This window comes from Streptomyces sp. NPDC003247, from assembly GCF_042888135.1.
Lineage (GTDB): Bacteria > Actinomycetota > Actinomycetes > Streptomycetales > Streptomycetaceae > Streptomyces.
On sequence record NZ_JBIAPF010000021.1, the window covers coordinates 22166 to 34542 of the forward strand.

General features: G+C 70.5%; 11 protein-coding genes. 7 read left to right on the plus strand and 4 right to left on the minus strand.

Going from position 1 to position 12377, the window contains the following annotated elements:
* Positions 1-98: 98 nt before the first annotated feature.
* The 3 genes from ACFYWQ_RS41185 to ACFYWQ_RS41195 form a co-directional block, all read right to left on the minus strand.
* Positions 99-566, minus strand: coding sequence for a hypothetical protein (locus ACFYWQ_RS41185; protein ID WP_389525223.1), 468 nt, complete (start codon positions 564-566; stop codon positions 99-101).
* 247 nt (positions 567-813) lie between these two features.
* A complete protein-coding gene (locus ACFYWQ_RS41190; protein WP_389525226.1) occupies positions 814-1260 on the minus strand; it encodes a hypothetical protein in 447 nt (148 codons plus the stop codon).
* A 216-nt stretch (positions 1261-1476) separates the two neighbouring features.
* Entirely contained in the window at positions 1477-1959 is a 483-nt protein-coding gene (locus tag ACFYWQ_RS41195; RefSeq protein ID WP_389525229.1) for a lamin tail domain-containing protein, read from the minus strand.
* A 339-nt stretch (positions 1960-2298) separates the two neighbouring features.
* On the opposite strand from ACFYWQ_RS41195, the gene ACFYWQ_RS41200 reads away from it, so the two are divergent.
* Positions 2299-5433 carry a Tn3 family transposase gene (locus ACFYWQ_RS41200; protein WP_389525232.1) on the plus strand — a complete coding sequence of 1045 codons (3135 nt, stop codon included), beginning with the start codon at positions 2299-2301 and terminating at the stop codon, positions 5431-5433.
* A 73-nt stretch (positions 5434-5506) separates the two neighbouring features.
* Here the strand turns inward: ACFYWQ_RS41200 and ACFYWQ_RS41205 are convergent, their stop codons facing one another.
* Positions 5507-6175, minus strand: coding sequence for a TetR/AcrR family transcriptional regulator (locus ACFYWQ_RS41205; RefSeq protein WP_389525235.1), 669 nt, complete (start codon positions 6173-6175; stop codon positions 5507-5509).
* A 110-nt stretch (positions 6176-6285) separates the two neighbouring features.
* Between ACFYWQ_RS41205 and ACFYWQ_RS41210 the strand changes: the two genes are divergently transcribed.
* The 6 genes from ACFYWQ_RS41210 (at position 6286) to ACFYWQ_RS41235 (ending at position 12177) form a co-directional block, all read left to right on the plus strand.
* Positions 6286-7788 carry an MFS transporter gene (locus ACFYWQ_RS41210; RefSeq protein ID WP_389525238.1) on the plus strand — a complete coding sequence of 501 codons (1503 nt, stop codon included), beginning with the start codon at positions 6286-6288 and terminating at the stop codon, positions 7786-7788.
* Between the two features lie 96 nt (positions 7789-7884).
* Complete coding sequence (locus ACFYWQ_RS41215; protein ID WP_389525240.1) at positions 7885-9102, plus strand: FAD-dependent monooxygenase; 1218 nt, start codon at positions 7885-7887, stop codon at positions 9100-9102.
* 37 nt (positions 9103-9139) lie between these two features.
* Positions 9140-9985 carry a lipocalin-like domain-containing protein gene (locus tag ACFYWQ_RS41220; protein WP_389525243.1) on the plus strand — a complete coding sequence of 282 codons (846 nt, stop codon included), beginning with the start codon at positions 9140-9142 and terminating at the stop codon, positions 9983-9985.
* A gap of 268 nt (positions 9986-10253) precedes the next feature.
* The gene (locus ACFYWQ_RS41225; RefSeq protein ID WP_389525245.1) at positions 10254-11174 is read left to right on the plus strand and encodes a recombinase family protein; all 921 of its coding nucleotides are present in this window, start codon (positions 10254-10256) and stop codon (positions 11172-11174) included.
* Between the two features lie 93 nt (positions 11175-11267).
* The gene (locus ACFYWQ_RS41230) at positions 11268-11936 is read left to right on the plus strand and encodes a class I SAM-dependent methyltransferase (protein WP_389525248.1); all 669 of its coding nucleotides are present in this window, start codon (positions 11268-11270) and stop codon (positions 11934-11936) included.
* Between the two features lie 100 nt (positions 11937-12036).
* On the plus strand, positions 12037-12177 hold the full coding sequence (locus tag ACFYWQ_RS41235; RefSeq protein WP_389525251.1) for a hypothetical protein: 141 nt from the start codon (positions 12037-12039) through the stop codon (positions 12175-12177).
* Positions 12178-12377: the final 200 nt, after the last annotated feature.

A 12377-nucleotide genomic window follows, 5' to 3' on the forward strand; every position in this document is an offset into this window, starting at 1 on the left:
CGTCACGGTATGTCGCCGTGGCCGAAGCCGGCCGCATCGCCCGGTGCGGGTCGTACATCGCCCGCCCGCCGGTACCGAATCGCACCGGTCCTGCTCCGTCAGCGCCTGCTCGCAGCGCCACACCAAGTCTCCGCCTCGATGGCGGCGTGCTCGCGCATCCGGTCCTCGATGACCTGACAGCGCTCCCCTTCACCGATGCCGGGCACCTCCCGGTCGATGCCGGCCGCGATCCTCGCCCGGCGCGCCCGGCGGAGGCGGATCGCGTTGCCGCAGTCGCCGCCGGTGTCCAGCCGGATCCCGCCGTCGCAGCGCCCCGTCCGAGCAGGCCGGCCGCTGCACCGGCCCCGCCGGGTGACCCAGTCGAACGGGCTGTTGATCCGGGCCTCGCCCCCGGTGTTCTGAAGCCGGTCGGCCAGCAGCCGCGGCGCATCGCCCTGCTGCGCCAACGAGGCAGGTCGTGTGGCGGGTCGACGATCGACAAACCCGCAGGAGAAGGTCAAGGCGATCCACGACCTCGCGGTCGACGACCAGGCCGCCGCACGCTGGCCACCGACTTCCTGTCTCACCCCCAGCGTCGCCTTCCAAGCCGCCGCGGATACCACCAGGTGTCTGTTCAACAGGGCACAGACTGACCGGTGGCACCAGGCCGACAAGTCCGAACCGGTTCCCGGGCGGCCGGAGAACCCAATCGCGCCGGTGGTCCGCCAACTCGTCGCCTCACCCGGCAGGCCACCTCACCCGGTGCTTCGGACAGAGCCGTCCGTTCCTCCACGGATCAGCCGTCGTGGAACGCAGAAAAAGCGACACAGGCTCTCACGAGTGAGCCAGGGCGTCTGCCCGCAGGTGGGCAAACAGGGCCCGTACCTCCTGCGGGTCGTCGCCGTCCGTGGTGAAGGACAGGAGCGCTTGCAGGACGTGGCGGGCGAGGTCGCCGGTCGCCTGGACGTCGTCGCCGGCGGAGAGAGCCCAGCCGGACATCATGCTCAGCGCCACCGTGGTCATGTGCGCGATGACGCCCTCCCGCAGCTCCGCCAGCGCTTCTTGCCGGTCGGCTCCGTCCATGTTCGGGATGCCGGCGACGATCAGCACCATGGTCTGCAGCCTGCTGGCGCCGAACTCAGCGATCAGCACGGCCAGCGGCTGCTCGCCGTGCCCACCGCGGACCAGGGCGGCCAGCGCGTCATCGTCATCGGCCCATGCCGCTTCCAGCCCGGCGACCGCGCGCAAGACCTGATCCGGAGTCAGCTCTTCTGGTGGCATGGCAGCACCGTAACCACCCCAGTACGGACCCGGGCGTCATTCGGAGCAAAAGCCCCTGAACGAGTCAGGAGGCCAGACCGGCACGGGCCGCCCCACAACCGACGGGCTGGGAACAGTCTCTGATCAGCACCCCCTCCAGAGCGGCTCCCGTGCAGAACAAAGGGACGCGCCGTCCTGGAGAGGACGGCGCACCGCCGGTCTGTCACGTCTGGTGGGTCAGTGGCGGCTGCCGTGGCTGCTGTAGCCCCAGGACTCCTTGTCGATGACGCGGCCGTGGTCGTTGCGCAGGGTCGCGGTGTCGTGGTCGTTGTTCCACACGTACTGGCGGCGGTCCTGGTAGAGGTCGGTGCGGGTGTCGCGGCCCTCGCCGGTGTGGATGCGGACCGTGGTGCGGCTGGCCAGGCGGTAGTGGTCGAAGGTGTAGGTGTGGCCGGACTCGTCCTTGAGGGTCCAGCCGTCGAGGTTGACCGCGTGGCGGGTGGTGTTGGTCAGCTCCACCCACTCCTTGTTCAGGGAGCGGTTGGAGCGGTCGTCGCGTCCCGGGGAGTCGTACTGGACGGCGGAGATCTCCACCTTCGGCCGCTCGGGGCGGGCGTGGTCGGCCGCGGTCGCGGGCAGCGCGGCCAGCGAGACCAGGGCGCCGGCGGCGAGCGCGGCGGCGGTCAGGCGGCGGGCGGAGACGGAAGCAGAAGCGGACACAAGTCCCCCTTGGTGCGGGCACCCTCCCGGCCGGCGGCTCTCGCCGCAGCGGCAAGGTGGGTGCGGTGTGCGGGTGGCGGCCGGTCGGCCGCGCACCCACACTCTGTCCACGTCGTGGAGGGGATGAGGGGGAATCGTGGGCTGTGTTACTTGTTGCCCATATTTCTGTGACTCTCGGCTGCACCGTCCATACAGCCGGGGGTGCCCCGGCCTCGGGGAACATCGGTACAGCGGTTGGCGCTGAGATTGATCACGGTTGGCTAGCACACCGGCCGGTGGCTCCGCTGGGGTTCGCGGAAAGATCGCCGGGCGGGTGCTGGGGCTGGCTACGGTCCGCTCGTGCCGGTGGAGTTTCTGACTGATGAGCAGGCCGAGGCGTACGGGAAGTTCGCCGAGGAGCCGACCCGCCCCGAGCTGGAGCGGTTCTTCTTCCTGGACGACGTCGACCGCGATCTGATCGCCCGGCGCCGCTCGACGTACCACCAGCTCGGGTTCGCACTCCAGATGTGCACCGTGCGCTACATCGGCCGGTTCCTCCCGGACGACCCGCTGGACGCGCCCTGGCCGGTGGTCGAGCACCTGGCCGCGCAGCTCGGCATCGAGGACCCGTCGGTGGTGAAGCGGTACACCGAGCGGCCCAAGACGGCGTACGAGCACGCGTGGGAGATCCGGGACGCCTACGAGTACCACGAGTACGACGACGCGGAGTGGTCCCGGCGGTTCCGCACCTTCCTGCACGGGCGGGCGTGGACGCACGCCGAGGGCCCGAAGGCGCTGTTCGACCACGCGGTGGGCTGGCTGCGCCGTCACCGGGTGCTGCTGCCCGGGGTGTCGGTGCTGGCCCGGCAGGTGTCGGAGGTGCGGAAGGTCGCGGAGAAGCGGTTGCACGCCACGGTCGCGGGCGCTGCCCGCCGCGCGGACCCGGCGCTGCCCGGGGATCTGGTGGCGACGCTGAAGACGCCGGAGGGCTCGCGGTTCTCGGAGCTGGAGCGGCTGCGCCGGCCGCCGACGCGGACGACGGGTACGGCGTTCGCTCGTGCGCTGGAGCGGGTGGACGAGATCGGCGCGTACCGGCTCGGCAGGTTGAGGTTGTCGCAGATCCCGCCGAACCGGATGGCGGCGCTGGCCCGGTACGCGCTGGGGTCGAAGGCGCCGCTGCTGGAGCGGGCTCAGGAGCCGAAGCGCACGGCGATGCTCGCCGCGGTGATGCGGCACCTGGAGGCGAAGGCGATCGACGAGGCTCTGGACCTGTTCCAGGTCCTGATGGCCACCCGGCTGCTGAACACGGCGAAGCGGAAGACGGAGAAGGAGCGGCTGTCCACGCTGCCGCAGCTGGAGAAAGCGTCACGGGTGCTCGCGCGGGCGGCGAAGGTGCTGCTTCAGGAGCTGGAGCTGGTCGAGGAGCAGGAGACGGATCTGGACGTGGCCGCGCTCTGGGCAGCCGTGGAGGAGGTCGCCCCGCGCGCCGCCGTGATGAGCGCGGCGGCCACCGTGGTGACCCTGGTGCCCGAGGACGAGAACTCGGCCGAGGTCGCCATGCGGGCCGCGCTCGCGAACCGGTACGCGACGGTGCGCCCGTTCCTCGCGCTGCTGGGCGAGTCGAAGGCGCTGGACGCGGCGAGCACCGGGAAGCGGGTCCTGGGCGGGGTGCGGGGTCTTCCGGCGCTGGCGCGGCGGAAGGTGGGGGTCAAGCCGCTGCTGCCGCGCGAGGTGGACGACAAGCTGGTGCCGCCGGCGTGGCGCAAGGCGGTGTACGCCAACCCGGACCTGCCGCAGGGTGCGGTGGACCGGGACGCGTACGTGGTGTGCGTGCTGGAGCAGCTGCACCGGGCCCTGAACAACCGCGACGTCTTCGCCTCGCCCTCGCACCGCTGGTCCAACCCGCGCGCCCGGCTGCTGGACGGGCCCGACTGGGACGCGGTCGAGGAGGACGTCCTGGCGGCCCTGAGCCTGGACATGCCCGTCACCGAGCACCTGGCGGAGCTGGTGCGCGGCCTGGACGCCGGGTGGAAGCAACTCGCCGAACGGCTTCAGGAGGCGGGGCCGGCGGCGAAGGTCTCCATCGAGATCCAGGACGACGGGCGGGTGAAGCTGAACGTCGACAAGCTCGGCGCGCTCGGCGAGCCGAAGTCCCTGACCTGGCTGCGCCAGCGGGTCGAGAAGATGCTCCCGAAGATCGACCTTCCGGACCTGCTGTTCGAGGTGAACGCCTGGACCGGCTTCCTCGACGCCTTCGTGCACCTCGGCGACGGCACGACCCGGATGAAGGACCTGCCCACCTCGGTGGTCGCGCTGCTGGTCTCCGAGGCGTGCAACATCGGCCTGGCCCCGGTGGTCAACCCCGGCCACGAGGCCCTGACCCGGGCCCGGCTCGTGCACGTCGACCAGTACTACCTGCGCGCCGACACCATCGCCGCGGCGAACGCACGACTGATCGCCGCCCAGGCCGGCATCCCGGTCGTGCGCTACTGGGGCGACGGCCTGCTGGCCTCGGTGGACGGGCTGCGCTTTACGGTGCCGGTGCGCACCATCAACGCTGCCCCGTCGCCGAAGTACTTCGGGTTCAAGCGCGGCATCACCTGGCTCAACGCCGTCAACGACCAGGTCGCGGGCATCGGGCAGATGGTCGTGCCCGGCACCCCGCGCGACTCCCTGCACATCCTGGACGCCCTGCTGAACCTCGACGGCGGGGTCAAGCCGGAGATGGTGGCGACCGACAACGCCTCGTACTCCGACATGGTGTTCGGCCTGTTCAAGATCCTCGGCTACAACTTCAGCCCGCGGTTCCGCGACCTGGACGACCAGCGGTTCTGGCGGGCCACGATGCCCGGCGTCGAAACCGGCACGTACGGCGCGGTGGAGGACCTGGCCCGCAACCGCGTGAACCTGAACAAGGTGATCACGCACTGGCCGGACATGCTGAAGGTCGCCGGCTCCCTGGTCACCAACCAGGTCCGCGCCTACGACCTGCTGCGCATGTTCGGCCGCGACGGCCGCCCGACCCCGCTCGGGGCGGCGTTCGCCGAGTACGGGCGGATCGCCAAGACCGAGCACCTGCTGCGGGTGGTCGACCCGGTCGACGACACCTACCGGCGGCAGATGAACCGGCAGCTCACCGTGCAGGAATCCCGCCACAAGCTCGCCCGCGACGTGTGCCACGGCAAGCGCGGCACCATCCACCAGGCGTACCGGGACGGCATGGAGGACCAGCTCGGCTCCCTCGGCCTGGTCCTTAACGCCATCATGCTCTGGACGACGCGCTACATCGACGCCGCCGTCACCCAGCTGAAGGCGGAGGACCACGAGATCCGGGACGAAGACATCGCCCGCCTGTCCCCGATCAAGCACCGCAACCTGAACCTGCTCGGCCGCTACAGTTTCACCGCCCAGGTCCCGGCCGCCGGCGCCCTGCGGCCGCTGCGCGACCCGGAGGCGCCGGAGCTGGACGAGGACGACGGTGGCGTTCCGGGCTGACAGTCGGGCATGCAGGCGCGGCCGTTTTGCTCAGGCGCCGTCGGCGAGGCCGTCGCCGGGTGCCGAGGTCCTGTCAGGTTCGCGTCTGGTCGAATTCGGTTCCGCTGAGGGCCGGGTGCGGCAGGGGGGTGGGGTGGCCGCGGTCGTGACGGAGGCCGTCGAGGATCAGCATGAGGTAGCGCTGCCACAGGTCGGGGGCGATGTCCCTGGTGTGCTGGGCAATGGCCCCGAGCATGAGCTGGACGAGGGGGAAGTCGGTCGGCTCGATGTCGCCGCGTAGCTGACCGGCCTGCTGGGCGCGGGTGATGACGGCGTCGACGGCGGGGGTGAGGCGCTCCCGGAGGGCGGTGGCGCGGGCTTTGCCGTGCGTGCTCTCCAGCAGAATCTGGCGCAGTCCGCGGTCCCGGGCGAAGTCCTGCCCGGCGGTCTGGAAGAGCTGCACGACTCCCTCCCAGGGGTCCTCATGCGCCAGGGCGGCCTCCGCCAGGCCGTTCAGGTGCTGCACTGCGTCGTCGAAGACGGCCTCGATGAGTTCCTGGCGGTTGGCGAAGCGGCGGTAGGCGGTGCCGACGCCGACGCCCGCGTGGCGGGCGATGTCATCGAGTGTGACCTCCAGGCCGCGTTCGGCGAACACCTCCTGAGCTGCCGCGATGATGCGGCGCCTGTTGCGCTCCGCATCCGCCCGCAGGGGGCGAGGCGGTGTGTTCCCCAAGGACGGGACGGGGGTGGTCTGACGGCTCATGCATCTACTCTAACCGACCAACTGGAGAGATCATCTCCGATTTTCTGCTACCTTGGAACCGTCAATCGGAGATGTCGTCTCCACTTTGGTTTCCGTGTTCGGAGAAGCTGATGAGTACGCCCCTCACCCGTGAATCGAGCCCGCCGCCGGCGGACCAGGCCGTGGAGCGGCCCGGCGGCCGGCACCGGTGGCTGGTCCTGGCGGTCATCGCGATCGCCCAGCTGATGGTGGTGCTCGACGCCACCATCGTGAACATCGCCCTTCCCTCGGCCCAGGCCGATCTGGGGTTCTCCGCTGACAACCGTCAGTGGGTCGTCACCGCCTACTCCCTCGGCTTCGGCAGCCTGCTCCTGCTCGGCGGGCGCATCGCGGACCTCATAGGCCGCAAGAAGGCTTTGATCATCGGACTCGTCGGCTTCGCCGGGACCTCCGTCCTGGCGGGCGCCGCCGGGAGCTTCGGTGTCCTGGTCGCCGGCCGGGCGCTGCAGGGCGTCTTCGGCGCCCTGCTCGCCCCCACCGCGCTCGCTCTGCTGACCACGACGTTCACCGATGTCAAGGAACGCGCGAAGGCGTTCGGTATCTACGGAGCGGTCGCCGGTGCGGGTGGCGGCGTGGGCCTGCTGCTCGGCGGCCTGCTGACCGAGCACCTGGACTGGCGCTGGTGCCTGTACGTCAACCTCGTCTTCGCCGGCGTCGCGCTGGCCGGCGCCCTGGTGTTCCTGCCCGTCCAGGCCCGCGACAGGAGCGTGAAAATCGATGTCCCGGGCACGGTCGCGGTGACCACCGGCCTGTTCGCCCTGGTCTACGGATGCGCGAATGCCGAGACCGAGGGCTGGAACGCGGCGGGCACCTGGGGCTTCCTGGCCGCGGGCACGGTGCTCATGACGGTGTTCGTGTGGCTGCAGACCCGGGTGAGGAACCCGCTGCTGCCGCTGCGGATCCTGCGCGACCGCGACCGCGGCGCCGCCTTCCTCGCCATGTTCATCACCGCCGCCGGCATGTTCGGCGTCAACCTGTTCCTGACCTACTACCTTCAGCAGTCCCTCGGCTACTCGCCGGTCCGGACAGGTCTGTCCGTTCTGCCCATGATCGGCGCCACGATGGTCTCCGCGACCCTGGCCACCGGCATGCTGGCTCCGCGCTTCGGCCCCAAGACCGTCGTCCCGCTGGGCCTGGCCCTCGCAGCCGCCGGCCTGCTGTGGCTGACCGCGCTGGAGACCGACTCCGGCTACGCCGCCCACGTGCTCCCCCCGCTGGTCGTCTTCGGTCTCGGCCTCGGCCTGGTGATGTCGACGTGCATGAGCACCGCAACCAAGGGCGTCGCGCCGGCCGATGCCGGCGTCGGCTCCGCCGGTGTCAACACCATGCAGCAGATCGGCGGCTCCATCGGCGTCGCCCTGCTCAGCACCCTGGCCGCCGGCGCCGCCACCGACTTCCTCTCCGGCAAGACCCCCACCCCCGAGGTCGTCGCCCAGTCCGCCCTGGAGAGCTACTCCACCGCCTACACCTGGTCCGCCGTGTTCTTCGCCGCCGGCGCGATCATCTGCGGCCTGCTCTTCCGGCCCGGCGCCCCCCAGCAGGACGCCGACGCCGCTCCCGCCGTCCACATGTGACCCACCCCCACGCAGCCGGAGGCCGCGCACCGCCGTCGGCCCCGGCGCCTGGTCCATCGCACCCGACAGAGCACAGAAGAACGAGAGAGGGACGCCATGCACACCCCCACACCCCGCGCCCTGATCGTCGGCATGGGCATCGGCGGCCTGGCCACCGCGATGCGCCTGCACGAAATCGGCTGGGAACCCGTCATCGTCGAACGCGCACCCGAGCGCCGCCCCGCCGGCTACTTCATCGGCCTCTTCGAGACAGGCCGTGCCACCGCCCAGCGCATGGGCGTCCTCGACGCCATCGGCGACCGCACCGACCCCGACGGCATGACCTACGACATCGACCGCACAGGCCGCCGCCGGCCCGGCCTGGGCTACGGCGACCTGCCCGGGGCGCCCCGCCTGATCCTCCGCGGCGACATCGAGGCCGCCCTGTACGACACCGTCGCGCACCGGACCGACATCCGGTACGGCACCACCCCCACCGCCCTCTCCGAAGACCCCGACGGCGTCGACGTCACCCTGCACACCACCGGTGACCGGGAGAGCCGGGAAACCACCGAGCGCTTCGACCTCGTCGTGGGCGCCGACGGACTGCGCTCCACGACCCGCCGCCTCGCCTTCGGCCCCGACAGCGACTACCTCCGCCCGCTGCACCACATCATCGGCGCCACCATCCTGAAGGAACCCGTTCCCGGCTACCGCCCCAACGACGGCCTGGTCCTGGCCGAACCGGGCCGCTCGGTATGGACCTTCCCCTTCGCCGACCACCAGCCCGGCGTGCTCTTCAACTACCGCACCGACGACGAGGACGCCCAGTTCCGCCTCCCGCCCGCCGAGTCCCTGCGCCGCGCCTTCGGCCCCGAGCCCGCCGGCCCCGTCCTGAACAACCTCCTGGCACAGTTCGAGCAGGCCGACGACTACCTCTTCGACTCCGTCCACCAGGTCGAGATGCCGACCTGGCACACCAATCGCGTCGTCCTGCTCGGCGACGCCGCCTGGTGTCTGACCCTCTACTCCGGCATGGGCGCCTCCACCGCGATGGCCGGCGCGGATCTCCTGGGCACCCTCCTCCACCGCAACCCCGCCACCATCACCCGGGCACTGCGCGAATGGGAGCAGAGGCTGCGCCCCTTCATCACCCTCCAGCAGAAATCCGGCCGGGCCCAGGGCCTGACGATGTTCGTCCCGCAGACCCGCAGGGACAAGGCCGTACGCACCGCCATGCAGCAGGTGCTGAGCACCCGCCTCGGCCAACGCGCGATGCAGACCCTGGCCGCCGGACGGTTCAAGGAGAAGTCCATCGACATCGCCGCCGTCTGACCCGGCCGTCCGGCCCACCACGCCCCAAGGAGAGACCATGCACCCCGCACACCCCACCCTGATCAGCGCCGCCGACACACTTGCGCAGGGCCCTTCCCGCTCGACGGACTCCTGGTGGTTCACCGCCCGCCTCCAGACCGAGGGCACCGCGTTCTGGGCGAAGATCCACGCCATCACGGTGCGCGACACCGTCCACAGCACCGTCGCGGTCCTCCAGGACCCCGGCGGTCACACCAGCCACACCAAGAGCATCGACAGCCGCCAGGCCGTGACACTCTCCACCGACCGACTCGACATCCGCACCCCGCTCCTGACGATGCACGGAAACCTGGAGCACCTGGAACTCACCGGTGCCACGGACACCGCATCGCTCCGGCTCACCCTTCACCGCGAGACTCCCGTCCTCTACAGCGGCGGATCGGGCATCTTCCCCTTCCTCGACGGAACCACCGGCCAGTACGCCCTGCCCGGCCTGACCACCACCGGAACCCTCACCGCCGACGGCACCACCTACACCGTCAGCGGCCGCACCTGGTTCGACCGCCAATGGGTCTCACCCGGCACACAGCCCCCGCGCTTCACCTGGCTCGGCCTTGACCTCGGCGCAGACCGCTACCTGAGCGTCTGGGACACCACAGGCGACGGCACCTCCTGGCTCACCGAACTGACCGCCGACGGCACCCACACCATCACCGCCGCCCGGCGCACCGACAGCAACGGCGTCTGGACGCTGACCGCCCCCAGCCTCGACGCAACCCTCGACATCACCCACCGCCAACTGTCCGCCGACGACGGACGCTTTTACGGCGGCGTCTGCACCGTCACCGGCACCCACGCTGGCGACAGCATCACCGGACACGGCTACACCGACATCGTCGGCTGACCCCGGCGGCGCCCCTTCCTCACCGAGCCCGTGCCGAAGCGGCCAGCCACCGGGCCCGAGACAAGGACTACACCCGAAAACCCGCCCCCTGCAGACAGCGGCCCACCCTGTCGTCAAAGGATCGTTTGACGACAGGAGGCCGGAGCGTCCAATGAACCCGTGCAATCAGAGGGTTCGAGGCGGCCCGGATCCAATCAGATCCGATGGTGATTGCTGACAGGGTTTGACGACGGATAGGGTCCGATCCTCCGTACGGAAGGGGCCCACGGTGGCGAACCTGGTCTACAAGCGGGTCTCGACCGACCAGCAGTCCACCGCCCGGCAGGACCTCGTCCTGGCCGAGGCCGGGATCGAGGACCCGGTCGTCTTCGAGGAGGACCCGGGCACCTCCAGCCGCCTCCATCCCCTCCAGCGCCCGAAGTTCAGCGAGCTGCTCACCTACGCGCGGCCGGGTGACACCGTGCACATCTCCGAGATGTTCCGCCTTGTGCGCGGCAACCAGCACATCCTCGACGTGCTCGACGTCCTCCACCGTGATCGCCTCGCCCTGCGCATCCACGACGGCGCGTTCTCCGCCATGGACCTCACCGCCCGTCACCCGCGCACCGGCGAGCTGCTGTCCACCGTGAAGTTCATGGTGCAGACCCTCGCCGCCGCCGGCGAACTCCAGCGCGACCTCCAGCGCGAGCTGACCTACGACGGACTGCGCGCCGCCGAGGCAAAGGGCAGCAAAGGCGGGCGTCGCCCCGCCGTGGGGGCCGACAGGACCGACGCCGTCCGCACCGCGTACCTGGAGGGCTGCTCGATCGCCGCCCTCGCCCGCGACCACGGCGTCAGCCGCGGCGCGATCCGCACGGCGGTCGCCGACCTCATGCCCGAGCACATCGCCGTCGAGGAGGACGCCCCCGCCCCGGAGCTGCCGGTCGCCCTCGACATGCCGGGCAAGGTCGCCGACTTCCTCCGCAACACCGACCTGGAGCCCGCTGAGCGGGCCGCGCTCGGCGAGGGCGTGACCGTACGGCGCGGCCAGGGCTACACCCTGCGCGTCAGCGCCGTCCTCGCCGTACACCGCCAGCTCCTCGACCACTGCCAGCCGCTCGACAACACTTCGGCGATTCCGGCACAGCGCAAGGCCCGCCGCGAGGACGCGAACCGTGTCAACGCCCTCGGGGCCACCGCCGAACCATGATCAATCTCAGCGCCAACCACGGTTCGATTGATCCCCGGCACCGGCAACCGCTGTACAGGCCCCAAGTCTGCTGCCCAGTCCTATCGTTGGCTGATGCGCGCACATCCTATTGACCGCCCAGCCGACCTCGACGTGGTCCGTGAGTCCTATGACCGCGTGGCCGACAACTACGCCCACATGGTGGTGACAACCGGCATGGGCGACATCCGTCGCCATCCCTGGCTCAAGGCGTCGATTGACGCTTTCGCCGACACCGTGGGCGAGCTCGGGCGCGTCCTCGACGTCGGCTGCGGACCCGGCACGGTGACCGGCTACCTCGCCGAACGCGGACTCGACGTATCCGGGGTTGACCTCTCTCCCCGCATGATCGAGAACGCGCGCCGTCTACATCCGCAATGCCGCTTTAGCGTCGCCTCCGCCACCGAGCTCGACCTCGGTGAAGCCTCCCTCGGCGGCATGCTCGGGTGGTGGTCACTGTTCAACCTCCCCCGTGATGTCCTTCCCCAGGTCCTCACTCATTTCGCGCACGCCCTGAAGCCGGGCGGGCACCTCATCGCCGGCACACACGTTGGCGACGAGGACGCGGTGCGCACCGAGGCATACGGAGGAGTGCCCGTTCGTTGGACCACGCACAAGTGGCGGCCGGAGCAGCTCGTGGACCTGATCGAGCAGGCCGGACTACACCCGGTCGCCGAACTCCGGCTCCCCGCGGATGAGTGGAGCGGGCCGGGTGTGGTCGTCATGGCCAGGCGTCCCGGCTGACGATCAGCGTCGGAAGCGGCACAGGGGCTCCTGCCGGGCTCCACCTGACGCCTACCGCTAATTTCCGTTCGGATACTCCCCGAGGGCCTACACCCTGCGTGTGACCGCCGTCCCCGCGGTGCACCACCAGCTCCTCGCCCGGTGCCAGCCGCTCGACGGCACCCAGGGCATCCCAGCGGTACCAGCTCAGCGCAAGGCCCGCCGCGAGTACGAGAACCGGGTCAGCACGCTCACACCCTGACCATGATCGTTCTCAGCGCCAACCGCTGTACCGATGTTCCCCGAGGCCGTGCCCGAAGTTGACGCTCCGGCAGGCCGACCGTTCTTGCGGCAGTTGGCCGTGCCCCTGCCGTCGGTGTATCGCGTCAGCCCGGACGGTCCGGGCGTCACCCGAAAGTGAGTAACAGCCGCCGCCACCCGAACTGCCGCAGACAGGGGTGG